Source organism: Roseomonas genomospecies 6 (genome assembly GCF_008365375.1).
In the GTDB taxonomy this organism is placed as follows: Bacteria; Pseudomonadota; Alphaproteobacteria; order Azospirillales; family Azospirillaceae; genus Azospirillum.
Map to the genome: position 1 here is coordinate 1 of NZ_QOKW01000009.1, position 24,665 is coordinate 24,665.

24 protein-coding genes and 1 riboswitch are annotated in these 24,665 nt (G+C 65.8%); of the genes, 12 read left to right on the top strand and 12 right to left on the bottom strand.

Features of this window, described 5'->3' with window-relative positions; all coding sequences use genetic code 11:
- Both DS843_RS13170 and mdh read right to left on the bottom strand, forming a co-directional pair.
- Positions 1-223, bottom strand: a 223-nt coding sequence (locus DS843_RS13170; protein ID WP_353618352.1) for an ATP-grasp domain-containing protein, incomplete at its 3' end; no start/stop codon positions are given.
- A 249-nt stretch (positions 224-472) separates the two neighbouring features.
- Positions 473-1,441: a malate dehydrogenase gene (mdh, locus tag DS843_RS13175; protein WP_035675841.1), complete on the bottom strand. Its 969-nt coding sequence runs from the start codon at positions 1,439-1,441 to the stop codon at positions 473-475.
- Between the two features lie 271 nt (positions 1,442-1,712).
- Here mdh and DS843_RS13180 point away from each other — a divergent pair, with 271 nt between their 5' ends.
- Positions 1,713-2,180, top strand: coding sequence for a hypothetical protein (locus DS843_RS13180; RefSeq protein WP_149469354.1), 468 nt, complete (start codon positions 1,713-1,715; stop codon positions 2,178-2,180).
- Between the two features lie 15 nt (positions 2,181-2,195).
- On the opposite strand, the gene DS843_RS13185 is transcribed toward DS843_RS13180, so the two are convergent.
- Positions 2,196-3,404, bottom strand: coding sequence for a DUF2336 domain-containing protein (locus tag DS843_RS13185; protein WP_149469355.1), 1,209 nt, complete (start codon positions 3,402-3,404; stop codon positions 2,196-2,198).
- A 577-nt stretch (positions 3,405-3,981) separates the two neighbouring features.
- Entirely contained in the window at positions 3,982-5,550 is a 1,569-nt protein-coding gene (locus DS843_RS13190; protein ID WP_149469356.1) for a lysine--tRNA ligase, read from the bottom strand.
- 144 nt (positions 5,551-5,694) lie between these two features.
- Here DS843_RS13190 and DS843_RS13195 point away from each other — a divergent pair, with 144 nt between their 5' ends.
- On the top strand, positions 5,695-6,018 hold the full coding sequence (locus DS843_RS13195) for a DMT family transporter (protein ID WP_149469357.1): 324 nt from the start codon (positions 5,695-5,697) through the stop codon (positions 6,016-6,018).
- A 203-nt stretch (positions 6,019-6,221) separates the two neighbouring features.
- On the opposite strand, the gene DS843_RS13200 is transcribed toward DS843_RS13195, so the two are convergent.
- Both DS843_RS13200 and mtgA read right to left on the bottom strand, forming a co-directional pair.
- A complete protein-coding gene (locus DS843_RS13200) occupies positions 6,222-7,712 on the bottom strand; it encodes a P-loop ATPase, Sll1717 family (RefSeq protein ID WP_149469358.1) in 1,491 nt (496 codons plus the stop codon).
- A 289-nt stretch (positions 7,713-8,001) separates the two neighbouring features.
- A complete protein-coding gene (mtgA, locus tag DS843_RS13205; protein WP_149469359.1) occupies positions 8,002-8,688 on the bottom strand; it encodes a monofunctional biosynthetic peptidoglycan transglycosylase in 687 nt (228 codons plus the stop codon).
- 118 nt (positions 8,689-8,806) lie between these two features.
- Between mtgA and DS843_RS13210 the strand changes: the two genes are divergently transcribed.
- Entirely contained in the window at positions 8,807-11,575 is a 2,769-nt protein-coding gene (locus tag DS843_RS13210; protein ID WP_149469360.1) for an ATP-dependent DNA helicase, read from the top strand.
- Positions 11,576-11,593: 18 nt separating this feature from the next.
- Here the strand turns inward: DS843_RS13210 and DS843_RS13215 are convergent, their stop codons facing one another.
- From DS843_RS13215 to DS843_RS13225, 3 genes are all read right to left on the bottom strand, one after another.
- The gene (locus tag DS843_RS13215) at positions 11,594-12,517 is read right to left on the bottom strand and encodes a homoserine O-succinyltransferase (protein ID WP_149469361.1); all 924 of its coding nucleotides are present in this window, start codon (positions 12,515-12,517) and stop codon (positions 11,594-11,596) included.
- 49 nt (positions 12,518-12,566) lie between these two features.
- Positions 12,567-12,671: riboswitch (SAM-I-IV-variant riboswitch) on the bottom strand.
- A gap of 99 nt (positions 12,672-12,770) precedes the next feature.
- The gene (locus DS843_RS13220; RefSeq protein WP_149469362.1) at positions 12,771-14,462 is read right to left on the bottom strand and encodes a methyl-accepting chemotaxis protein; all 1,692 of its coding nucleotides are present in this window, start codon (positions 14,460-14,462) and stop codon (positions 12,771-12,773) included.
- A 256-nt stretch (positions 14,463-14,718) separates the two neighbouring features.
- Positions 14,719-15,666: an AEC family transporter gene (locus tag DS843_RS13225; protein WP_149469363.1), complete on the bottom strand. Its 948-nt coding sequence runs from the start codon at positions 15,664-15,666 to the stop codon at positions 14,719-14,721.
- 128 nt (positions 15,667-15,794) lie between these two features.
- Between DS843_RS13225 and DS843_RS13230 the strand changes: the two genes are divergently transcribed.
- A complete protein-coding gene (locus DS843_RS13230) occupies positions 15,795-16,199 on the top strand; it encodes a tellurite resistance TerB family protein (protein ID WP_014241609.1) in 405 nt (134 codons plus the stop codon).
- A gap of 11 nt (positions 16,200-16,210) precedes the next feature.
- Positions 16,211-17,116: an NAD(P)-dependent oxidoreductase gene (locus DS843_RS13235; protein ID WP_149469364.1), complete on the top strand. Its 906-nt coding sequence runs from the start codon at positions 16,211-16,213 to the stop codon at positions 17,114-17,116.
- Between the two features lie 78 nt (positions 17,117-17,194).
- Here the strand turns inward: DS843_RS13235 and DS843_RS13240 are convergent, their stop codons facing one another.
- Positions 17,195-18,214: an aspartate-semialdehyde dehydrogenase gene (locus DS843_RS13240; protein WP_149469365.1), complete on the bottom strand. Its 1,020-nt coding sequence runs from the start codon at positions 18,212-18,214 to the stop codon at positions 17,195-17,197.
- Between the two features lie 89 nt (positions 18,215-18,303).
- Here DS843_RS13240 and DS843_RS13245 point away from each other — a divergent pair, with 89 nt between their 5' ends.
- From DS843_RS13245 to DS843_RS13265, 5 genes are all read left to right on the top strand, one after another.
- A complete protein-coding gene (locus tag DS843_RS13245; RefSeq protein ID WP_286192080.1) occupies positions 18,304-18,609 on the top strand; it encodes a hypothetical protein in 306 nt (101 codons plus the stop codon).
- Positions 18,610-18,857: 248 nt separating this feature from the next.
- Complete coding sequence (sdhC, locus tag DS843_RS13250) at positions 18,858-19,247, top strand: succinate dehydrogenase, cytochrome b556 subunit (protein WP_149469366.1); 390 nt, start codon at positions 18,858-18,860, stop codon at positions 19,245-19,247.
- Between the two features lie 11 nt (positions 19,248-19,258).
- Positions 19,259-19,654, top strand: coding sequence for a succinate dehydrogenase, hydrophobic membrane anchor protein (gene sdhD / locus DS843_RS13255; protein ID WP_149469367.1), 396 nt, complete (start codon positions 19,259-19,261; stop codon positions 19,652-19,654).
- A gap of 6 nt (positions 19,655-19,660) precedes the next feature.
- Positions 19,661-21,442: a succinate dehydrogenase flavoprotein subunit gene (sdhA, locus tag DS843_RS13260; RefSeq protein ID WP_149469368.1), complete on the top strand. Its 1,782-nt coding sequence runs from the start codon at positions 19,661-19,663 to the stop codon at positions 21,440-21,442.
- Between the two features lie 30 nt (positions 21,443-21,472).
- A complete protein-coding gene (locus DS843_RS13265) occupies positions 21,473-22,249 on the top strand; it encodes a succinate dehydrogenase iron-sulfur subunit (RefSeq protein WP_149469369.1) in 777 nt (258 codons plus the stop codon).
- 76 nt (positions 22,250-22,325) lie between these two features.
- Here DS843_RS13265 and DS843_RS13270 read toward each other — a convergent pair whose 3' ends face one another.
- A complete protein-coding gene (locus DS843_RS13270) occupies positions 22,326-22,529 on the bottom strand; it encodes a hypothetical protein (protein ID WP_149469370.1) in 204 nt (67 codons plus the stop codon).
- 153 nt (positions 22,530-22,682) lie between these two features.
- Here DS843_RS13270 and DS843_RS13275 point away from each other — a divergent pair, with 153 nt between their 5' ends.
- On the top strand, positions 22,683-23,531 hold the full coding sequence (locus DS843_RS13275; RefSeq protein WP_149469371.1) for a branched-chain amino acid aminotransferase: 849 nt from the start codon (positions 22,683-22,685) through the stop codon (positions 23,529-23,531).
- 130 nt (positions 23,532-23,661) lie between these two features.
- Positions 23,662-24,261: a hypothetical protein gene (locus DS843_RS13280; RefSeq protein WP_149469372.1), complete on the top strand. Its 600-nt coding sequence runs from the start codon at positions 23,662-23,664 to the stop codon at positions 24,259-24,261.
- Between the two features lie 10 nt (positions 24,262-24,271).
- Here the strand turns inward: DS843_RS13280 and DS843_RS13285 are convergent, their stop codons facing one another.
- Positions 24,272-24,586, bottom strand: a complete 315-nt coding sequence (locus DS843_RS13285; RefSeq protein WP_149469373.1) for a hypothetical protein — start codon at positions 24,584-24,586, stop codon at positions 24,272-24,274.
- Positions 24,587-24,665: the final 79 nt, after the last annotated feature.

Below are 24,665 nucleotides of genomic sequence, written 5' to 3' on the forward strand. Positions count from 1 at the left end.
TGGACTTGACGACGCGGACGCCGCCCTTGCCCTCGGGGTTGTCCTTGAAGCGGCCGGCGCCGCGGCCACCCGCGTGGATCTGCGACTTCACGACCCACACCGGGCCGCCCAGTTCGCGGGCGACGGTCTCGGCTTCCTGCGGGGTGTAGGCGACGCCGCCGCGGGGAACCGCGACGCCGTACTTCTTCAGCAGGCCTTTGGCCTGGTACTCATGGATGTTCATCGGGCGTCCATCTGTTTTTATGGTCGGCTGACAGATTTTGGTCGGCTGACGATGGGCGAAGATCGGGCAGGCGTTTCCTGCTGGCGGACGCGCCAGGACGCAAGTCTCCGGGAAGTCTTGTCCTTCAAGAAGCCTTGCGCCGGCTGGCGCGAACAACCGCGGTTACTGTACCACCCGGGGCGGAGCGTTCAACCGTCCACCCCGGGCGATAAAGCCGCAGGCCGCCGCGCAGGCAAAAAACAGGCCGCCTTAGGAGGCGGCCTTCTCAGCCTGCTGCTTCTTGACCACCTCGACGAGCTGCTTCACAGCGTCGACCGAGTGATCGAACATCTTCTTCTCTTCCTCGGAGAGATCGATCTCGATGATCTTCTCGACGCCGCCGGCGCCGATGATCGTCGGGACGCCGACGTAGAGGTCGTTCTGGCCGTACTGGCCGGTCAGGTAGGCGGCGACCGGAACGACGCGCTTCTGGTCCTTCAGGTAGGACTCGGCCATCTGGATGGCGGAAGCGGCCGGGGCGTAGAAGGCCGAGCCGGTCTTCAGCAGCTTGACGATCTCCGCACCGCCGTCGCGGGTGCGCTGCACGATGGCGTCCAGCTTCTCCTGCGTGGTCCAGCCCATCTTGACCAGATCCGGCAGCGGAATGCCGGCGACGGTCGAGTAGCGGACGAGCGGGACCATGGTGTCGCCGTGGCCGCCCAGAACGAAGGCGGTGACGTCTTCGACCGACACCTTGAACTCGTCGGCCAGGAAGTAGCGGAAGCGGGCCGAGTCGAGCACGCCGGCCATGCCGACGACGCGCTCCGGCGGGAGGCCGGAAGCCTGCTGGAGCACCCACACCATCACGTCCAGCGGGTTCGTGATGACGATGACGAAGGCGTTCGGGGCGTACTTCTTGATGTTCTCGCCGACGGTCTGGCAGACGCCGGTGTTGATCCCGATCAGGTCGTCGCGGCTCATGCCCGGCTTGCGCGGCACGCCGGCGGTGACGATCACGACGTCGGCGCCTTCGATGACCGAGTAGTCGTTGCCGCCGCTGAGCTTGGCGTTGAAGCCTTCGACCGGCGAGGTCTCAGCCAGGTCGAGGGCCTTGCCCTCCGGCATGCCTTCGGCGATGTCGAACAGGACGACGTCGCCGAGTTCCTTCTGGGCAGCGAGCAGAGCCAGCGTGCCGCCAATCTGGCCGGCGCCGACGAGCGCAATCTTCTTGCGAGCCATGGAGCGTTTCCCTAAGCGTGAGCGTCCCCCATTCAGCGGAGGACAGAACCGATTGAGTGTAGCGTCCTAGGGGTCCAGCGCCCTGAGATTTCGAGGGCGGTTCCTAGCGCGATTCCGGCCCGAGGGCAAGCGTGACCGCAAGCACGGGGCACGGAACTGTGCATCGATTACGGCGAATGGCCGGAACGGCAAACAGGAATTTGGTGTTGCGGCCCCGACGCACTATTCTTTGGAAGGATTTTCCGAGGTTTTTCCGGATGGGGGACGGGGTATGATTCGCTTTGCACCGGCATTTTGCCTGACCGTGACGCTGGCGTTGGGAAGCGGCGGCGCGGCGTTGGGACAAACCGTCGCAGACTATGAGACCGCTCTGGCCAGGGCGCCGCTGGTGGAGGCTGCCTCCCCTGGCGCCGTCCCGTCGGACACCGACGTGACCTATTGCCGGCCCGTGGCGAATTATGTGTACACGTCCGTTCCGCCGGGAGAGCGCAGCCGTATCGTGGTGCCCTTCGTCGCCTTCGACATGGGCGGCGACCCGGCGATCCTGAACAAGCGGGACCTGTGCGAGCGGGTGCGCCGGATGGCGGTGATCCAGTTCGATTCCGGATCGGGCGAGGAGATCGTCACCCCGCCGCAGTTGATCGACACGGACCCGTCGCGTCCGATGTACCAGAGCGATCCGATGGTGGACCCGAACGCCCGGCGCGCGCCGGCCCGCCGTCCCCTGGAAATCCAGTAACGGCCTCCAGCCGCGTCAGAAGCGGACGCCGTAGAGCGCGAGGTGGCGGGCCATGTCCGCCGCGGGCAGCGGGTAACCGGTGCCCCGGCGGGCGTTCAGCACGGCGCGCGGCGGGATGCCGGCGGCGCGGACCTGCACCCGCATGGCGCAGCGCATCGAATAGCCCGCCCGCCAGACCAGAGCGGTGACCGCGCGCGGGTCGCCGGAGCGCAGAATGTCGTCCACGATCGCCGGGTGAACGGCGGCGCGCAGGGCCAGGGCGGTGCGGACGAACTCCGTCTCCTCCCAGGACAGGGCGTCGCCCAGCGCCGTTTCGTCCAAGGCCCCCTGCCGGTGCAGGCGGACGGCGCGGCGTTCGGGCGATTCGGCGGGGTCGCGCGCTTCGATCCAGGCGACGCGGCGGCGGGTGACGGCGGCGACTTCCGCCGCGGTGGTGGCGTCGAGATCGGTGCGGCGCAGCAGCAGCTCCGCAACGGAATCGTCGACGAACCCGGCCAGCCGCAGAGCCAGCCGCTGCGGCAGGGTGGGGCGGCCCGCCAGCTTGGCCTGCCAGTCCGGATGGCCGCCGGACCGCTCCACCAGATCCTCCAGGCGGTCTTCGGGGATGACGGCGCCGTTGTTGTCCAGCAGGACGCCGGTGGCCTCGACGTCGCCCGTATCCACGATGGCGCAGGACAGCGGTGCGCTGACCGTTGCCCGCCGCGCGATGGCCGACAACGCCCAGCCCGCGGGGTGGCCGGCGACGATCTCCAGCAAATCCTCGTCGGTCAGGGTGGCGCAGCAGTGCAGGATCGGCTCCGCCACCGAGCGTTCGACATCGCGGGCCAGCGTGCGCGCCACCGCCGGGGGGGCGCAGGCGACGTCCTTCAGCGCCCCGGCCAGCGCCGCCCGCACATGGGCCGCATGGTCGCGGGCCAGCCGCTCCAGCGCGCGCAGGGCGGCGGCGGTGGCCTTGTCCTGGCCGTCCGGCGGCAGATCGGGGAGCAGACGGCACAGCTTGCGCGCCAGCATCGCGCGGACTCCGGCGTCGCCCATGCCGGCCAGCCGCGATTCGACCAGCGCCGTGCCGACGCGGCGGCGCGCCGGCCCCGGCGCGGACGGTGCGGGGGGAGAATCGTCGAACAGATAGCCGAGCAGTTCCGGCTCGACGCCATCGCCGCTCTGGGCGGTCGCGTCGGGGCGGTCGTCTCCAAGGGCGGCGGGGGTGGCCTGACGTCGCTGCATCCTCACATCCAACGACGACGCGGTTAACGGGCGCCTAATGGACCGAAACTTGTCGTCGGGAACCGGCCCTTTGGCGGCTCGTCCGCTGACGATGGAAGGGCTTTGAAAAGCGCGGGCTGAAAAGAAAAAGGGCCGCAACCCCGATGGGGCGCGGCCTTGAAGAGTTTAGGGAGGAAACGCACTGCAAAAGCAGTAACGGGGCGGATCATAGTCTCTGACCCTGGCGCATGGTAATACCAAGTTGGTATTGGTGCGGTGCGGCGTGCGCATGGCGGCGCGGGAATAAAATGTTGCTTGCCCATCGGGTGGGCAGGATTTCAACCGTTTGCACACATTCGAGCCGGAATTGCGAATGGTGGAAAGGCAAACGATCGGACTGAGAATATTGTTCGGGACCGGAATGATGGCGGGCGAAATCTGTTCGGGTGCCGATTGGACTCCGTCCGGTCATGGCCTTTGGAGGCCGCGCTCCTTGGAGGCGTCTTGTGCATTGGACGAAGTGTTGATGCGGGATGCCGGCACGTCTGGAAAGACCTCCCCCGCGGCGGGCCGGCGGCGCGGGGGAGGGGATAGGTGTTCAGGCGGCCAGCTTCTCGCGGATCAGCGCCTTCGTCTCGTCCAGGCCGTAGAGCTGGATGAAGGAGCCCATGCGGGGGCCGGTGGTCTGGCCCAGAAGCACTTCGTAGAGCGCCTGGAACCACGCGCGCAGCTCGGTGAAGCCGTGCTCCTTGCCGACCGCGAAGACCTCGTTCTGGATCACGTCGCCCGCCGCGTCGGCGGCGACGGCGTCCAGCCGCTTCAGCAGATCCTCCAGCGCGGCGCGCTCGGCGTCGGTGGGGGCGCGGAAGCGCTTCGTCGGCTTCACCTGATCCTGGTAGTAGCGGACGGCGTAACCGACCAGCTTGTCCAGGAAGGGGCTGTTCTCCGGCGTGGCCTCGGGCGCGTAGCGGCTGATGAAGCCCCACATCACGTCCTTGGTCTCGGCGTTCGCCGCACCGGCGAGGTTCAATAGCAGGTTGAAGGACACGTCAGACCGCACCGCGGGAGCCGCGCCGTTGTGGATGTGCCAGGCCGGGTTCTCCAGCGCCTTGGCCGGCTCCTCCACCGGCAGCTTGGCGACGAAGGCCAGATACTCGTCCACCGCCCGCGGAATCACGTCGAAGTACAGGCGCTTGGCCGACTTCGGCTTCTGGAACATGTAGAGGGCGAGGCTCTCCGGCGGGGCATAGGCCAGCCACTCCTCCATGGTCAGGCCGTTGCCCTTGGACTTGGAGATCTTCTGCCCCCGGTCGTCCAGGAACAACTCGTAATTGAAGCCCTGCGGCGGGGTGCCGCCGAGGATCTTGACGATCTTCCCGGCCAGTTCGGCCGACGGGATCAGGTCCTTGCCGTACATCTCGTAATCGACGCCCAGCGCGTACCAGCGCATGCCCCAGTCGGGCTTCCACTGGAGCTTCACATGGCCGCCGGTGACGGGGACCTCGACCTTCTTGCCGTCCTCGTCCTGGAAGACGATGGTGCCGGCGTCCACGTTGCGCTCCAGCACCGGAACCTGAAGCACGCGCCCCGTGGAGGGGGAGACGGGCAGGAACGGGCTGTAGGTCTGCTGGCGCTCCTCGCCCAGCGTCGGCAGCATGACGGCCATGATCTCGTCGTAGTTCCGCAGCACGCCGAGCAGCGCGTCATCGAAGCGGCCCGACGTGTACCAGTCGGTGGAGGACTGGAACTCGTACTCGAAGCCGAAGCTGTCGAGGAAAGCGCGCAGGCGCGCGTTGTTGTGCGCGCCGAAGCTCTCGTGCGTGCCGAACGGGTCGGGGACCTTGGTCAGCGGCTTGCCCAGGTTCGCGGCGACCAGCTCCTTGTTCGGGATGTTGTCCGGGACCTTGCGCAGCCCGTCCATGTCGTCGGAGAAGCAGAAGAGCTTCGTCGGGATGTCGCTCATCCGCTGGAAGGCCTGACGGACCATGGTGGTGCGCGCCACCTCGCCGAAGGTGCCGATGTGCGGCAGGCCCGACGGACCGTAGCCGGTCTCGAACAGGACGTAGCCTTTGGCCGGCGGCTCCTTCGCGAAGCGCGCGACCAGTTTGCGCGCCTCCTCGAACGGCCACGCCTTCGCCTGCAACGCCAATTCCCGCTCGCCGGTCATGGTAGAGCCCTTTCAAAACTCGACGGAAATGTAGAAAGGCAGCGACCCTAGGGCGGTCCGCGCCGTCCGTCAACGGGCGCCGCGCTTGTCCGCCCCGCGTTTCGGGCGCATTTCTGGAACGTGGATCACCCGCCGAGGACCCGCATGAGCTGGCTGTTCCTGTCCGTCGCCATCGCCTTCGAGATCGTGGGCACCGTCGCCATGAAGATGTCCGACGGCATGACCCGCCTGTGGCCCAGCCTGGCGGTGGTGACCTGCTATCTGGTGGCCTTCGCGATGCTGGCCCAGGCGCTGCGCGAGATCGAGGTCGGCGTGGCCTACGCCATCTGGTCCGCGGTGGGCACGGCGGCCATCGCGGCGATCGGGGTCTGGGTGTTCGGGGAGTCGCTGAACCTGTTGAAGCTGGCGGGGATATTGCTGATCGTGGCGGGGGTGGTGAGTTTGCGGATGTCGGGGGGCGGGGCGTAAAGTAAATTAGTAGTTTCCTAGGAATGATGCCAAGATCAAAATAGGTTGATCGTGATAGAAGGTGTTCAAACTGAGATCACAACAGGACCTCTGCAGAGTGAAATCTTCAAAAATGCCGAGTCGCCAAAAAATTGGCGACTCGGAGGCGCTATTTAATAATCTACACGGAATACAGTGTATTTATTAAAGCGTATATTTATATCTTATGAATGTCTTATGTTGAAATAATTCCACAGCCCAGGATGAACTGTAACGTGCATATCTCTAATTAGGAATTCCTCCCCACGGTGGCTCCAAAAATATCTTTTTCCGCTTTTTGTTGCATCTACATTACCTATAATGCCTGCATGAAACATATCATCGCATAGCTGTTGGAGGTCTACATTGGGTATTCCAGTTATTTCTTTCATTAACTCATTGCAATCTGCATACTCTTGTTTTCGAATCGCATTCCTGAGCCGACAAACTATTGTCTGTCCATAATTTACTGAAAGCTCATCCATAATTTCCTTGGCGGAAACTCTTGCGTATTCGTTGAGGCAGTTTTTGAAGCCGTCTTCTGAAAGCCTCGTGTGGCTCGGATTAACCTTTTGATAGCTCTTAAGATATCTGATGATGTCGCGAGGTCTGTACCAGCTATTGTGTAGTATGAATTTATAAGTACTTTGAGGCCTTTTTCCGAACCTTATTGTCTTATCTATGAAGTTATCCATATCAACATGCGATTGAGAACCGCATTCAATCTTCTTCTTAAATAGGGTAATCAATATATTATCATCGATGTGGTCAGAATTCCAGTGCAAAAGAACATCTTTGCTGTCGATTATTTTGCTAATCTCAGCGTCTAGTTCATTCAAAAAGTTCCTAATTTCAGGCCGAAGAGTACAGATAAAATGGATATCAATGCAGTTTCTGCATAAATCTCTGTTGAGATCATGAGAAACACGAAGGATGTCTCTGATTAAAGCAGACCGCACTTTTATCTCATCGTCTTGTGAGTCAAGCTTTGAGAAAACCAATTCATCGATAAACATATAAACCTTAAGACCTGAACATTCTCTAATAAGTAGCTCACGAGAAATATCATTAAATGAAGAAATATCCATCTCGTTTCTGCTATTAACCAAATTTGTCGGGTCAAACGATAGTTTTGCTGACATGATGTGAAGTGGAATTTGTACTTCAATCTTCAGAGATTTTAGTATTCCATTTAAAAGACCGGAAGTTTTATTACTAACGGTAGAGTTGACAAAAGATGTAAAAGCATTATTAATGCCATTTTTGCTCATACATGCACTTAACTGAACATAAAGAACTCGCTCCCAAACGGACCGAAAGTCGTAATAGTTAAAAAGGTTTTTTAAATTATTGATGTCTATCTTTAAAAAGTCGATTTTTTGAGTTTTTGCTAAGTCATTATAGTTTTGATGGCTAATGCCATCAAAAAAGCTAAAGAAATTTGTGATGAAACCCTCTCTCTCAAGCTTTGACTTGAGATATAATTGTGCAGCGGTTTTCCCTGCGCCTTTTTTTCCAATTATTATATAATTTCTTCTGTTGCTCAATGTCGACATGGAAAAAGAGAAAGGAATAACAAATGATTTTTCAAAGAAGGAAGGATTTGTTGCGTCCTCGTCAACAGCATCGTACTCGCCAAAGTTCATGTCTGATATTGATTGAAAGCCCTTCAGCATTCCTCATGTCTCCACTTCAAGATGTAATTCTACAGCTTTGAGGTATTTTTCTTTCATGATGCAACGCTATCATGTGCTTCCTAAGAGTCAACAAAGCTATCTATGAAGATCACGCGCCGCATTGAAATTTTCTCTTGACTTTGCTTCCTATGGTAATCCTTTCCTCAATTCGTTATGAAAACGTTAACGAGGTGGGTCGAAACAGATCCTCGACTTAGCTAAGGCACTGATTTCCGTGATATATAACTCAGGCTTTGGTTCAAGCTTCGGTCCGAATTATGAATCAGTTCTACTTCACGCAATCCGCCAGCCCGTCCCGCTCCACCACGGCCATCCGCCGCTCGATGATCCCAGCCCTCCGAGCCACATAGGCGCCGGGCGGGTTGGGCGACCAGTTGCGGGGGTTGGGCAGGACGATGGCCAGAAGGGCGGCCTCGCGGCGGGTCAGGGCGGATGCGGGTTTCTTGAAATGGTGGCGGGCGGCGGCCTCGGCACCGTAGACGCCGTCGTCCCACTCCACGATGTTCAGATAGACCTCCAGGATGCGGCTCTTGGGCCACAGCGTCTCGATCAGCAGGGTAAACCACGCCTCCGCGCCCTTGCGGGTCCAGCTCCGGTCCGGCCAGAGGAAGGCGTTCTTGGCGGTCTGCTGGCTGATCGTGCTGCCGCCGCGCAGGCGGCTGCCCTCCTCGTTGTCCGCGAAGGCGCCTTCGATGGCCGCCCAGTCGAAGCCGCCATGGCCGCAGAACAGCGTGTCCTCCGACGCGATGACCGCGCGGGCGAGGTGGGGGGAGATTTCCGACATGGGCACCCAGTCGTGCTCCAGCCCGGAGCCTCCGGCGGCGCGGATCAGCATCAGGGGTGTGGCCGGCACCGGCACCACGCGGTAGAGCGCCACCCAGCCGACGCTGAAGGCCGCCAGGGCGACGGCCAGGGCCATCAGGAGTCTCAGCAGACGCCGGACCGTAAACCGCATGCGCTCGACCTCTCCTCTGCGACGCTCAAGGACGGGGGAGCACTTTCGAGGGGGCGGGCCGCCCGGTCAACACGGGTTTGCTCGCATTGCGGCGGCGGGGGCCTTTATACTGCGCGCCATGGATCTGACCTCGGCGCCTTCGCTTCCGTCCTTCAGCCTCGACGACGCTCCCGCGCTGGTGGCCGGCGCGCGGCGCGTGGTCCTGCTGACCGGGGACGGCGAGGTGGAGGAAGTGCCGCCCGCCGCCGCGGCGAAGCGGGCGCGCCGCCAGCCGCCGCTGGTCTGCCACGCGCGGGCCATGGCGCGGCGGCTGGGAACCGAGCCCTTCGCGGCCTTCGACCTGCTGGAGCTGTTCGCCTTCGTCCTGCCCGCCCGCTTCTGCGTGCCGACCCCGCGCGGGCTGGCCGAGGCGCTGGACCTGCCGATCCCCGACGGGCTGGAGGACGACGCGCTGGCCCTGCACCGGGCGGTGCGCAAGTTGCTGGGCCTGCTGGGATCGCCGGGGCGGGAAGAGGCGTCCGACCCCGTGGCCTTCGCCTGGGAGATGGGGCGCGCCGGCTGGCTGTGGGCGCCCGCCGTGCTGACCGCTCTGGGCAAACCGGACGGGCCGGAGAAGGGGGCGGCCCGCGCCGGCCTGCGCGTCTGGACCCGCATCAAGGAGTGGCAGGACGGCCCGCCCGAACCGCCGCCCGCCCACCACCCGGTGGAGCCCGACGAGGCGCGCCGCCGGCTGTCGGTGATGCTGGCGGCCAGCGTGCCCGGCAAGGTGGCCGAGCCGCGCCCGCAACAAGCCGACTACGCCAGCGCGGTGTCCGCCGCCTTCGCCCCGCGCCCCGCCCCCGACACGCCGAACGTCGTGCTGGCGGAAGCCGGAACGGGCGTCGGCAAGACGCTGGGCTATCTGGCGCCGGCCACCGTGTGGGCGGAGAAGAACGGCGGCACGGTGTGGATCTCCACCTACACCCGCAACCTCCAGCACCAGATCGACGCGGAGCTGGACCGCCTCTACCCCGAACCGGCGACCAAGGCGCGCAAGGTCGTGCTGCGCAAGGGGCGGGAAAACTACCTCTGTCTGTTGAATTTGGAGGAGGCCGTCCGCGGCATGCCGATGCAGCCCCATCATGCGATTGGCGTGGGGCTGATGGCGCGCTGGGCCGCGGCGACGCGGGACGGTGACCTGACCGGCGGCGACTTTCCCGGCTGGCTGGTGGACATCGCCGGACGCGGGCGGACTCTGGGCCTCGCCGACCGGCGGGGGGAGTGCATCTATTCCGCCTGCGACCATTACGCCCGCTGCTACATCGAGAAGAGCGTGCGCCGAGCCCGCAAGGCCGACGTGGTGATCGCCAACCACGCGCTGGTGATGGTGCAGGCGGCGCTCGGCGGCGGGGAGGAGCCGACTCTGCCGACCCGCTACGTCTTCGACGAGGGGCACCATGTCTTCGACGCGGCGGACAGCGCCTTCGCCGGGCATCTGACCGGGCGCGAGACGCAGGAGCTGCGGCGCTGGCTGCTGGGGGCGGAGGAGACGGGGCGCAGCCGCGCCCGCGGGCTGAAGCGCCGCATCGAGGATCTGGTCGCCAGCGACGAGCGCGCGCAGGAGCTGATGGACGCCGTGATGCTGGGCGCCCGCGTCCTGCCGGCGGAGGGCTGGGCGGTGCGGCTGTCCGCCGACAACCCGCAGGGGCCGACCGAGGCGTTCCTGCTCGCCGCGCGGCGGCAGGTCTATTCCCGCACGGCGGGGCAGGGCGGACCCTACAGCCTGGAGGCTGACAAGGCCTATCCGGTGGACGGGCTGCTCGCCGCGGCGGAGGCTCTGGAGGCGGCGCTCGTCCGGCTGGCGGAGCCGCTGGCCGGGCTGGCGAAGCGGCTGGCCGCGCGGCTGGAGGATGAGACGGCGGAGCTGGACAGCGACCAGCGCCGCCGCATCGACGCCATGGCCCGCAGCCTGACCCGGCGCGGCGTGCTGACGGTCGAGGCGTGGCGGGCCATGCTGAAGACGCTGCCGGTGGAGACGCCGGCGCAGTTCGTGGACTGGTTCGCGGTGGAGCGGATCGACGGGCGCGACGTGGATGTCGGGCTCTACCGCCACTGGATCGACCCGACCGTTCCCTTCGCCGAGGCTCTGGCCGGGCCGGCGCACGGGATGGTGGTCACCTCCGCTACCCTGACCGACGGAACGGGCGACGTCGCCATGGACTGGCAGGCGGCGGAGGACCGCTGTGGCGCCAGCCATCTGCCGAAGCCGGCGCTGCGCGCCCAGGTCCCCTCGCCCTTCGACTACCCCAACCGCACGCGGGTGATGGTGGTCACCGACGTGCGCAAGGACGATCTGGGGCAGGTGGCGTCGGCCTACCGCACGCTGTTCCAGGCGGCGGGGGGCGGGGGGCTGGGGCTGTTCACCGCGATAAGCCGCCTGCGCGCCGTCTACGACCGCATCGTGGAGCCGCTGGACGCCACGGGCATCCCGCTCTACGCCCAGCATGTCGATCCGCTGGACGTGGCGACCCTGATCGACATCTTTCGGGGGGAGGAACACGCCTGCCTTCTGGGCACCGACGCGGTGCGCGACGGGGTGGACGTGCCGGGCCGCTCGTTGCGGCTGATCGTGTTCGACCGCGTGCCCTGGCCGCGCCCCGACATCCTGCACCGCGCCCGGCGCGACGCCTTCGGGCGGCGGCGCTACGAGGACATGATCGCGCGGCTTCGGCTGAAACAGGCCTTCGGGCGGCTGGTGCGGCGGGCCGACGACACGGGGGTTTTCGTGCTGCTCGATCCCATGATGCCCAGCCGCCTGTTCGGCGCCTTCCCCGAGGGGGTGGAGGTCCGCCGCGTCGGCATCAAGGATGCCGTGGAGGCGACGGCGGAATTCCTGCGCGGCTGGTGAGCGGCCTGTCCGTCCCGTCTATCCGGCCGTGCCGATCCGGGCGACGTCGAAGGGCGTCGTCTGGTAGATCTGGTTGATCCAGTTGGCGAACAGCAGATGGGCGTGGCTCCGCCAGCGGTTCTCGGGCGGCTGGCTCGGGTCGTCGTCGGGGAAATAGCCCTGGGGAACCGGCGTGGCCGGGTCCTTGGCGGCGTCCCGGACATACTCGTTCCGCAGCGTGTCCGTGTCGTATTCGATGTGGTTGAACATGTGCAGCGACCGGTGCGCGGCGTCCTCCAGCAGGCAGAGGCCGGTGTCCGGGGAGTCCAGGAGCACGCGCAGGCCGCTGTCCGGGGGAATGTCCTCCCGGCGCACCTCGGTCCAGCGGGAGACCGGGATGGGCACGCCGTCGGACAGGCCGCACAGATAGGGCGACGCCGGGGCGAGGTTGCGGTGCCGGAACACGCCGGACGCCTTTTTCGGCAGAAGATGCTTCGGCACGCCGTGGAAATGATGGACGGCGGCCTGCGCCGCCCAGCAGATGTTCAGACAGGCATGGACGTGGCTCTGCGTCCAGTCGAAGACCGAACACAGCTCGTCCCAGTAGGACACCTCTTCGAAGGGCATCGTCTCGACGGGCGCGCCGGTGATGAGGAAGCCGTCGAACTTTTCGCGGCGCACATCCTCCCACGACCGGTAGAAGGCGCTCATATGGTCCGCGGCGGTGTTGCGCGGCACATGGTTGGTGATCCGGATCAGCGACAGCTCAACCTGAAGCGGCGTGGCGCCCAGAAGGCGGGCGATCTGCGTCTCGGTCCGGATCTTGTCGGGCATCAGGTTGAGAAGGCCGAAGCGCAGGGGCCGGATGTCCTGCCGGATGGCGTCGGCCTCCTGCATGACCATGACGCCCTCGGCCTGAAGGGCGGTGAAGGCGGGAAGATCGTTGGGTATCCTGATGGGCATGACTCGTCCGGCTCCGCTGTCGGCGCATCGGTCGGAACAGACGTCATGGCGAACCCCGTTTGATTGCCGGTCCGGCCACATCCCCCTTCGGGACGCCACCTTGCTCGGGTAAGCAGGTTGGCGTTGAGCGTCCGCTCAACTCTTGATGCGCGGCGCAGATTATACGGACAGCGGTGGCTTGGCAACAGGGGACCGGCGGCCGCCGGCGAGGGGGAACTCCCGCCCGCCGACCATCGGTGCCGAACGCCGATTCCTACGCCGCCTTGATGGCGTTGAGGAAGTTCTCCACCTCGCTCTTCAGGCGCATCGCCCCGTTGTTCAGATCGGCGGAGGCCGACATCACCTGGGTCGCGGCGCTGCCGGTCTCGGTCGCGGCCTGCGACACGCGGCTGATGTTGCTGGTCACCTCCTGGGTGCTCTGCGCCGCCTGCTGGACGTTGCGGCTGATCTCCTGGGTTGCGGCCCCCTGCTCCTCGATGGCGGCGGCGATGGAGGAGGAGATGTCGTTGATCGAGGAAATGGTCGCTCCGATCCCGCGGATGGCGCCGACCGCCCCACCGGTGGCCGACTGGATCGCGCCGATCTGCTGGGCGATCTCCTCCGTCGCCTTGGATGTCTGGTTGGCGAGGCTCTTGACCTCGCTCGCCACGACGGCGAAGCCCTTGCCGGCCTCGCCCGCGCGCGCCGCTTCGATGGTGGCGTTCAATGCCAGCAGGTTGGTTTGGGCGGCGATGTTCTGGATCAGGTCCACCACGTCACCGATGCGTTGCGCGGCTTCCGACAGGCCCTGAACGGTGGCGTTGGTGCGGTCGGCCTCGTCCACCGCCTTGCCGGCAATGCTGGCCGACTGCGACACCTGCTGGGAGATTTCCGTGATGGAAGCGGCCATCTCCTCCGACGCGGAGGCGACCGTCTGCACGTTGGCGGAGGTCAGCTCCGCCGCGGAAGCGGCGCCCCCGGCCTCGGCCCGCGTGTGTTCGGCGATTTCGGTCATGCTGCGGGCGGTGGTGTCGAGCTGCGACGCCGCCGCGCCCACGGTCTGAAGAACGCTGTGAACGGCCCCGTCGAAATTGCGGATCAGCGAATCGATCCGCTCGGTGCGGCGGCGCTTGCTCTCCTCCTCCGCGGCCTGGGCGGCGGTCAGGCGCTCCGCCTCGATCAGGCCGTCCTTGAAGACCTGCACCGCGCGGGCCATCGCGCCGATCTCGTCCTGCCGGTTGCCGCCTTCCACCGCGACACCGAGGTCGCGCTTGGCCAGACGGTCCATGATGGTGGTCAGAGCGATGACGGGCCGGGCGATGGTCTTGGTCATCGTGATGCCGACGAACAGGCACAGGACCGCCACCAGCGCGATGGCGCCCAGAATCCAGGTCCGAGCCCCGAGATAGGCATCATTTCCCTCGTCCGCCGCTTTGCCGGCGTTGCTGACGTTGAAGGCCGTCAGTTCGTCGAGGAGCGCGCTGCACTCGTCGAAGGCCTTGCGCGACTCGAGCCGGTAGATGTCGGCGGCCTTCTCGTTCTCGTTCGCGCGGGAAGGCGGGAGGAGCACATCCCGGCTGATCTTCATGTAGCGGTCCCAGGCGGCCTCCCAGCGCTTGGCGGTCTGGGCTTCCCAACCGGCGGTCAGCAGCGATTCGTATTTCCGGCGGGACTCCGCCAGCCGGTCCAGGACCGACGCCATTTCCTTTTCGACCTGCGCGATGTCCGCAGGGTAGAGGGCCAGGATGTGGGACGCCTCAAGGATGCGGTATTCGTTCGCCGCCCCGTCCATATCGGTGATGGAGGTCAGGCTGGGCAGCCAGTTGGAGCGGATCTCCTCCGCGACCTGATTGACGGCGTTCAACCGTTCGATGGCGAACAATCCCAGGGCGACCGACATCAGCAGGAGGGAAACGGTCGTGGCCACCACCTTGGCCCGGATGGTCATGGAGTTCAGCATGGACATAGCGCGTGTTTCTTTCCCGAAGCGATGCGGCGACCGGCGATGGTTCTGGGTCTTGGGCGGAGGCGATAGTAAGGGTCAGCAGATCAGCCAAAAAGCATATACCTAATCCGTCTTAAGTTATACGAATTCAGGAGAAAGGCTAGACGCAAGAATGACGCAGGGAGCAAGGCCATGGTTGCGTCATGGTTTCTTCAAGTTAACCGGGGAGAAGTCCCAATCGCGCCGCGGGCAATCCTGAAGGGAAGTACCACCTGTCTTACGGTCCTGGTGCGTAGACGGCCAAAAGGAAGGACAGGGTGACCACGCTGGCAATGGTGGACATCAGGATCGCGGAGGAGGTGCGCTCCACATAGATCCGGTACTGGCTGGCCACCACGAAGGTCAGGGCGCCGGTGGGCAGGCCGGCCAGGATGATGGCCGAACCGGTCCAGAAGGGGTCGAGCGGGAACAGCGTCCGGATGAGGACCCACGCCAGCGCGGGCTGCACCACCAGTTTCAGGGCGCTGATCCAGCCGACCTCCAGCAGATTGGCCTTCAGGCTCTGGGTCGCCAGGAACAGGCCGATGGCGAACAGGGCGCAGGGGCCGGCGGAGGCGCCCATCAATTCGCAATAGGTCACGATGGGGCGCGGCACCGGCACGCCGGACAGGAAGACCGACCAGCCCAGCCCCAGCGCCGTGGAGATGATCAGCGGGTTCCTGACCAGCGCCCGGCCCACGTCGCGCAGCGCCTTGCCGATTCCGCCGCCGTGGCTGTTGGCGAATTCCAGCCAGATCACCGCGATGCCGACCATGATCGCGCTCATGATGACGGTGGCGAGGATCGCCGGGGCCAGACGATCCGGGCCAAAGGCCGCCAGGAACAGCGGGATGCCCATGTAGCCGGTGTTGGAGAAGCAGGCGTTCAACCCCTGCATGCACTGGATCTGCGTCCGCTCCCGGTGGAACAGCCAGCCGAGCAGGGCGCCCAGCGCGTAGACCGCAAGCATCGAGCCGAGGAAGGCGCCGATGAAGGGGCCGTTGAAGATCTCCGGCAGCGAACGCCGGGCGGTGCCCAGGAACAGCACCGGCGGCAGGGCCATCCAATAGACGAACTTGTTCAGCGCCTCCGACGAGGCGGGACCGAGAAGCTTCGCCTTACCGGAAAGGACGCCCGCCAGGATGATGGCGAAGACCGGGAGCGCCACATTGAGGACCACCGACATGGGGCCCGACCTTAAGGGGCAGCCCGCTCCCTGTCGAGGCACCCACCATTCCGTCGCAGGCATGGCTCCCTTGACGGCGCGTGGGGGGCGGGCAAGATTGGGCGGGGCCCTTTTCCGCAGGAGTTTCGATGATCAACCATCACAGCGCGCTCATCTACGTCATGGTGCTGGTGTCGGCGTGCGACGGCGACATGACGGACGCGGAGCTTGAGGCCATCGGCGAGAACGTCCGCTATCTGCCGATCTTCAAGGATTTCGACATCGACCGGCTGACCGACGTGACCCGCGAATGCTCCGGCCTGCTGGCCGATGCCGACGGGCTGGAGACGACGCTCCAGATCGTCAAGGAGGCCATTCCGTCCAAGCTGTCCGAAACCGCCTACGCGCTCGCCTGCGACATCGCGGCGGCGGACCCGTCGGCCTCGCAGGAGGAGCTTCGGATGCTGGAGCTGATCCGGCACAAGCTGGGCGTGGACCGGCTGTGCGCCGCCGCCATCGAACGCGGCGCGCGGGCGCGCCACACCCGCCTGTGATGGATCGCGGTATGGAGAGTCTCCAGGGCGGTCTCCAGGGCCGGACGGTCGGCTTCATCGGGCTGGGCCTGATGGGCCGGCCCATGGCCCGCAATCTGGCGAAGGCCGGCGCGGCGCTGGTCATCCACAGCCGCAGCCCCGGCCCGGTGGCGGAACTGGCGGGCGAGGGCATGAGCCCCGCCGCCAGTCCCGCCGAGGTCGCCGCCCGCACCGACGCCCCCACCGACGCCCCCACCGACGCCATCGTGCTGATGCTGTCCGACACGGTGGCGGTGGAGGCGGTGGCCGCCGACCTCATGGATGCGCTGAGGCCCGGCCATCTCGTGATCGACATGGGCACCACGGCGGTCGGGGCGACCCGCAAGCTGGCCGAGGCCGTCCGCGCCAAGGGCGCCGAATGGGTCGATGCCCCGGTGTCCGGCGGCACGGTGGCGGCGGAGGCCGGCACCCTGACCATCATGGCCGGCGGGACGGAGGACGCCTTCGCCCGCGCCCTGCCGCTGTTCCAGGCCATGGGGCAGCGCATCACCCATGTCGGCGAGAGCGGGGCCGGGCAGGTCGCCAAGATGGCGAATCAGGTGATCGTCGCGCTGAGCATCGGTGCGGTGGCGGAGGCGCTGGCGCTCGCCAGGGCCGCGGGGGTGGAGCCGGGCAAGGTCCGCGACGCCATCCGCGGCGGCTTCGCCGAGTCGCGCATCCTGGAGCTGCACGGGCAGCGCATGGTGTCCGGCGACTTCACGCCGGGCGGCCGCGTGGCCACCCAGATCAAGGACCTGAAACAGGCGGAGGAGCTGGCGGAGCAGTCCGGCATCCAGCTTCCCGCGCTGGGCCTGAGCCTGGAGCTGTTCGAACTGCTGGCGGAGCAGGGCGACGGCGGTCTGGACCACTCGGCCCTGTACCGGCTGTTCTTCAAATAAGGAGCCGCGGGGGGCGGCGCCGGAAATAAGGAGCCGCGGGGGGCGGCGCCGGCAACGGGCCTTCCCCCCGCGGAACCGTCATGCGTCGAGATGCTCCTTCACCAGCAGCTCGGCGATCTGCACGGCGTTGAGAGCGGCGCCCTTGCGCAGGTTGTCGGTGGCGCACCAGAAGGCCAAGCCGTTGTCCACCGTGTAGTCCTCGCGGATGCGGCTGACGAAGACGGCGTCGTCGCCGGCCACCTCGACCGGGGTGATGTAGCCTTCGTTGTCGTGCTGGTCGATGACCTGGACCCCCGGCGCCTTGCGCAGGATGCGGCGCGCCTCCTCGGCGGTGACCGGTTCCGCGCATTCGATGGTGACCGAGGCGGAGTGGCCGATGAAGACGGGGACGCGCACGCAGGTGGCGGTCACCTTGATCTTGGGGTCCAGAACCTTCTTGGTCCCGACGTTCAGCGCCCACTCGTCCTTCGTCGCACCATCCTCCATGAAGGGGCCGATGTGGGGGATGACGTTGAAGGCGATCTGCTTGGAGAAGACGGACTTCTGCACCGGATCGTTCACGTAGATGGCGCGGGTCTGGCCGAACAGCTCGTCCATCCCGTCCTTCCCGGCGTCCGAGGCCGCCTGGTAGGTGGAGACCACGGCGCGGCCGACCGTGAAGGTGTCATGCAGGGGCTTCAGCGCCATCGCCAGCAGGACGGTCGCGCCGTCGGGGCTGGCGACGATGTTCTTCTTCGCGTAGCCGCCGAGCGCCTGGGCGTTCACCTCCGGCACCACCAGGGGAACGTCGGGGTCCATGCGGAACTGCGCGCTGGTGTCGATGACCACGGCGCCCGCGGCGGCGGCGCGCGGCGCGTGGGCCGCCGCGACCTTGGCGTCCGAGGCGAACAGCGCGATGTCCACGCCCTTGAAGTCGAACCGGCCGAGATCCTGGACCTTCAGCACCTCGTCCTCGCCGAAGGACACCTCCTTGCCGACCGCGGCGTCGGAAGCCAGGGCGATCACCTCCGCGACCGGGAACTTGCGGTCGGCGAGGGTGGCCAGCATCTCCCGTCCGACATTGCCGGTGGCGCCGACGACCGCGACTGTGTAGCCCATGGCGGTGAATCCCTGTGATATGCGGTGCGAAGAGGGCTTGAGGTATGCGGTTCCCAATGGAATTGCAACAGCGCCCGCGTTGTGACACGGTGTTCGCCCTCATCACGAACGACCGCGACCTGCGCACGGGCATGGCCACTCCGCTCGAAGACATCATCGCGAAGGCGATCAAGGACGCGGACAAGTCCTTCTTCAACGAGGACTACACCAAGCAGGCGCGCTCGGTGATGAACGCCCTGAAGAAGGCCGGTTACGAGGTCGCTCCCGTCCGCCCGCCGGAAGGTCTGGTGGAGTGGGCCAAGGAGAACATCCCCTTCGGCCGCCTGCGCCCGGCGGAGCTGATTACCCAGATGTATTCGATGATGGTGGAGAATGTCCGCCGGTTCGACAAGTAACTGTCTGAACCGCAAGACTGCGCCGGAACCGTGGTAATACCAGCTACAGCAAAGCCCATTAGATATCAGTCACTTCCCGCGGTGCGCCATTTTGGTCACGGCCAAGTCCCTGCCGTTGACTCGTGTGCGGGAGAGGCGTAATTCAATCGCCAAACACAGCAGGGCTTAAAACTTTCGGTCTCGCATCACCCGCCGTCGCGGCAACAGCCCTCCTTGCCGCGACCGGTCGCCGAACTGAGGACGACGCAATGGCAAACGGCAGCGGTCGGCCGCTCTCTCCGCATCTGCAAGTCTACAAACTCCCCAGGACCGCGATCCTGTCCATCACGCACCGCATCACGGGCGTGGGGCTGGCCGTCGGTACCCTTCTGCTGACCTGGTGGCTGGTCGCAGCCGCCACCAGCCCCACCGCCTTCGCGCGTGCCCAGGGGTTCATCGGCTCCTTCTTCGGCCTGCTGCTGCTGTTCGGCTGGTCGCTGGCGCTGTACTACCACCTGTGCAACGGCATCCGGCACCTGGTGTGGGACGCCGGCAAGTCGTTCGAGCTGAGCGAGGCCGAGCGCGGCAACCAGATCGTCGTCATCGCGGCCGGCGTTCTGACCGTGCTGACCTGGATCATCGGCCTGATCGCCTGGTGAGGAGAGAAGACATGGCGTCCAACAGCAAGACCCTCCGCTCGCCGCTGCAGATCGCGCGCGGCCTGGGCTCCGCCAAGCACGGCACCGAGCATTGGTGGCACCAGCGCGTGACCGCCATCGCCCTGGTCCCGCTGACGATCTGGTTCGTCTTCGGCGTGATCCGCCATCTGGGTGCCGACCACGCGGCCTTCGTCGCGTGGATGAAGTCGCCCTTCTCGGCGCTGATGATGGTGCTGACCGCCGTGGTCACCTTCCACCACGCCCAGAGCGGGCTGCAAGTGGTGATCGAGGACTACGTGCACAACGAGATGGCGAAGATCCTGAGCATCCTGGCCGTGAAGTTCCTGTGCTTCGTGCTGGGTGCCGCCTGCGTCATCGCCGTCCTCAAGATTTCGTTCGGAGCCTGACGAGCCATGGCCGCCTACGATATTATCGATCATTCCTATGACGTCGTCGTCGTCGGTGCCGGCGGCGCGGGTCTGCGCGCCACCTTCGGCATGGCCGAGAAGGGCCTGAAGACGGCGTGCATCACCAAGGTCTTCCCGACCCGCTCGCACACCGTGGCCGCCCAGGGCGGCATCTCGGCGGCGCTCGGCAACATGAGCGAGGACGACTGGCGCTTCCACATGTACGACACCGTGAAGGGGTCGGACTGGCTGGGCGACCAGGACGCCATCGAGTACATGTGCCGCGAGGCCATCCCGGCGATCATCGAGCTGGAGCACTACGGCGTGCCCTTCTCGCGCACGCCGGAAGGCAAGATCTACCAGCGCGCCTTCGGCGGCATGACCGCGCATTACGGCAAGCAGCAGGCCTACCGCACCTGCGCCGCCGCCGACCGCACCGGCCACGCCATCCTGCACACGCTCTACCAGCAGTCGCTGAAGCACGAGGCGGAGTTCTTCGTCGAGTATTTCGCGCTGGACCTCATCATGGAGGACGGCGTCTGCAAGGGCGTGGTGGCCTGGAACCTGGACGACGGCACCATCCACCGCTTCCGCGCCCAGCTCGTCGTGCTGGCGACGGGCGGCTATGGCCGCGCCTACTTCTCCGCCACCTCGGCCCACACCTGCACGGGCGACGGCGGCGGCATGGTTCTGCGCGCCGGCCTGCCGCTGCAGGACATGGAGTTCGTGCAGTTCCACCCGACCGGCATCTATGGCTCCGGCTGCCTCATCACCGAGGGCGTGCGCGGCGAGGGCGGCTACCTCACCAACTCCAACGGCGAGCGCTTCATGGAGCGTTACGCGCCGTCGGCCAAGGACCTCGCCTCGCGCGACGTCGTGTCCCGCTCGATGACCATCGAGATCCGCGAGGGCCGCGGCGTCGGTGAGCACAAGGACCACATCCACCTGCACCTGGAGCACCTGCCGCCGGAGATCATCCACCAGCGCCTGCCCGGCATCGCCGAGACGGCCAAGATCTTCGCCGGCGTGGACGTCACCAAGGAGCCGATCCCGGTTCTACCGACGGTGCACTACAACATGGGCGGCATCCCCACCAACTTCCGGTGCGAGGTGGTGAACCCGACCGCCGACGATCCGGACCGCGTGGTGCCCGGCCTGATGGCCATCGGCGAAGCGGCCTGCGTGTCGGTGCACGGTGCCAACCGCCTCGGCTCCAACTCGCTGCTCGACCTCGTGGTGTTCGGCCGCTCCGCCGCCATCCGCGCCGCCGAGATCGTCGAGAAGGGCAAGTCGGTGTCGTCGTCCGCCGCCGCGACCGACGTCGCGCTGGAGCGCTTCGACCGCATCCGCAACGCCAAGGGCTCCATCAAGTCGTCGGAGCTTCGCCTGGAGATGCAGCGGACCATGCAGAACAACTGCGCGGTCTTCCGCACCGGCGAGGTGCTGGAGGAGGGCGTCAAGCTCATCGACCAGACCTTCGCCAAGAAGGGCGACATGGCGATCAGCGACCGCTCGCTGGTCTGGAACTCCGACCTCGTCGAAGCCATCGAGCTGGACAACCTGCTGTACCAAGCGGTCGCCACGCTCCACTCGGCGAAGAACCGTCCGGAAAGCCGCGGCGCCCATGCCCGCGAGGATTATCCGGACCGCGACGACGAGAACTGGATGAAGCACACCGTCATCGAGGTGTCGGACAAGGGCGAGACGAAGATCGGGTACCGTCCGGTCCATCTCTACACCCTGACCGACGAAGTGCAGGTGTTCCCGCCCAAGGCCCGCGTCTACTAAGGCGGCAAGAGCAAGGCAAGGATACGAACCATGGTCGAATTCAACCTGCCCGCCAATTCCAAGGTCGGCGTCGGCAAGACCATCAACGCCGCCGGCGGCGCCAAGCGGGCGAAGACCTTCAAGATCTACCGCTGGTCGCCGGATGACGGGCAGAACCCGCGGGTCGACACCTATGTCGTCGATCTCGACAAGTTCGGCCCGATGATCCTGGACGCGATCATCTACATCAAGAACAACATCGACTCGACCCTGACCTTCCGGCGGAGCTGCCGCGAGGGCATCTGCGGGTCCTGCGCGATGAACATCGACGGCGCCAACACGCTGGCCTGCCTGAAGGCCATCGAGGAGGTGAAGGGCGACGTGAAGATCTATCCGCTGCCGCACATGCCGGTGGTGAAGGATCTCGTTCCCGATCTGAAGCACATCTACGCCCAGCTCGCCTCGATCAAGCCGTGGCTGCAGTCGCAGTCGCCGGCCCCGAGCCGCGAGCGCCTGCAGTCGCCGGAGGACCGCGCCAAGCTGGACGGCCTCTACGAGTGCATCCTGTGCTTCTGCTGCTCGACCTCCTGCCCCAGCTACTGGTGGAACGGGGACCGCTACCTCGGCCCGTCGATCCTGCTCCAGGCCTACCGCTGGATCGTGGACAGCCGCGACGAGATGACGGGCGAGCGCCTCGACAACCTCGAGGACCCGTTCCGCCTCTACCGCTGCCACACCATCATGAACTGCACCAAGGCGTGCCCGAAGGGCCTGAACCCGGCCAAGGCCATCGCCGAGATCAAGAAGCTGATGGTTCAGCGCCGCTGATCCGTCCGTTTCGGTTCACCGATGGAAAACGGGGCGCCTCCGGAAGGGGGCGCCCCGTTTCCTTTGGCGTTTCGGCCTACGCGAAGTCCGGATCGGTGGGCCGGGAGGGCGGCAGATCGTCGTTGGGCAGGGGAGAGGGCATGTCCTCCTGCGGGCCGGGGGTCGGCAGGTCCGGGTTGTCGGTGAGGGGTCCCGGGGTGGGAACGTCCTGGCCCGGCGGCGGGAAAGGCGGAGCCGCGCGCAGCGGCTGCGGGGTGGCGGTCGGTGAGGTCCAGCCCATGGATCGGTGACTCCCGGTGTCGTGAGGCGTGTCCATCCTCAACCGCCCGACTGGCCCGTCTGCGCGCATTGACCGGCGGCGATGAGGGGGTATGCTTTTCGAGGGAGTGAATCATCCGGACAGAACCGACTCGAAGCCAAAGGGGAGAGGATCATGGGCAGCACGGCCGGTCAGGCGCTGAGCTACATCCAGGGCGAATGGATCGCGGGAAATCCGCCCATCGTCGGACCGATGACGCACGCGCTCTGGCTGTCTTCGGTCGTCTTCGACGGAGCCCGCGCCTTCCAGGGCGTGGCGCCGGACCTGGACCGGCACTGCGCCCGCGTCGTGCGCTCCGCCCAGGTGATGGGCCTCGCCCCCATGCTGACCGCCGGTGAGATCGAGGAGCTGTGCTGGGACGGCATCCGCCGCTTCCCCAAGGAGGCCGAGCTTTACATCCGGCCCATGTTCTACGCGGAAGAGGGCTTCGTGGCGCCCGACGCGGAGAGCACGCGCTTCGTCCTGTCGGTCTACGAGGCGCCGCTGCCCAGCGTCGCCGGCTTCACCGCGTGCCTGTCCAGCCGCCGCCGCCCGGTGCCGGACATGGCGCCGACCGAGGCCAAGGCCGCCTGCCTCTACCCCAACGCCGGGTTGGCCCTGAAGGAGGCGCGGGAGCGCGGCTTCGACAACGCCATCATGCTCGACCCCATCGGCAACGTGGCGGAGTTCGCCACCGCCAACCTGTTCATCGCCAAGGATGGCGTGGTGCGCACACCGGTTCACAACGGCACCTTCCTCAACGGCATCACCCGCCAGCGCGTGATCGCTCTGCTGCGCGACGACGGCGTGACGGTGGAGGAGGCTACCCTGGGCACCCGCGACGTGCTGGAGGCCGACGAGGTGTTCTCGACCGGCAACTACGCCAAGGTCGTGCCGGTGACCCGTGTGGAGGAGCGCGCCCTTCAACCCGGCCCCCTGGCCGCGCGGGCGAGGGCGCTGTATTGGGAGTTCGCCTTCCGCTGACGGCGGGTGATGCCGGCTTGCGGGCGGTATGCGGCCCGGAAGCCGGCTTGATATGCGGCCCGCTCCGGGGCATGATTCCTGCGAAACGGCGGAGCGAATCCGCTCGAGAAACCGGCGGAGGGACAAAGCCATGCAATTTCGTGAGCGGCGCCGCGTGATCCAGGTGATCCGCACCGTCTACGATCCGGACCTGAAGCGCGGTCGGTCGGAAGTGGTCGGGAAGATCGACAAGGCCGCGCTCGCGGTCACCGACAAGCTGCAGAAGGGCTGCACGCCCGAGGAACTGTCGGAAATCCTCACCTATCTGGACGACCGCCGGAACCGCCTGCGCAACGAGGCGGTGCGCGCCGGGGCGGAAACCCTTCCGGCGCAGATGCGGGAGGCGGCGGAGTATTTCCGCACCCATCGCGACGGCGAGGCGCGGGAGTTCGCCACGGAAATCAGGCTGGCCTGGGAGGAGTTGAAGGCGGCTCTGCGCGACTCCGGCTTTTCGAAGAACAAGGTTTTGAAGAAGGCCGGAGAGCGGAACAAGGCCGGGGACAGGGTGGAAGCGCCGGCGCGGGACGCACAGCCGGCCGCGCAACCGGTTATGGAACCGGTTGCGAAAGCCGCTGCCGAACCGGAAGCCCCGACCGCGGAAGCCACCCCCGCCGGCAAGCCGCGCGCGAAGAGGACCCGGGCCGGAAAGGCGGTTGCGGACTTGGGCGGGACCGCCTCGCCGGTGTCCTGAGGGCGCAGGATCAGGCGCCCGCGCGGATCAGGGCGTTGGCGCTGTTGCGGTGGTGGGCCAGCGTGGCGGTGAGGCGGGCCAGCCAGGCATCGCCGCCGGTCCGGTCGGCGAGCAGGGCGCGGCGCCGGTTCGCCGAACCCTGCCGGGCCTCGGCGGCCAAACGGTCGTGCAGACGAATCAGTGCGGCGAGGGCAAGAGCGGTGTGACGCTCGCCCCCCTCCAGGACCGCCGTCCGCAACGCGCCGCGGGGCGGTGCGTCGTCGTGGCGGCGTTCAAGGTCTTCCAAAAGGGAGGAACGTGGCGGCGTCCCGGCGATTCCGGTCATGCCGGGACGCTAGACCGTTTTGCGGAAACTGTAAAGGCTTAAAATCCTAGGACGGAGTGCCGCAGGCTTGGCGCTTGCC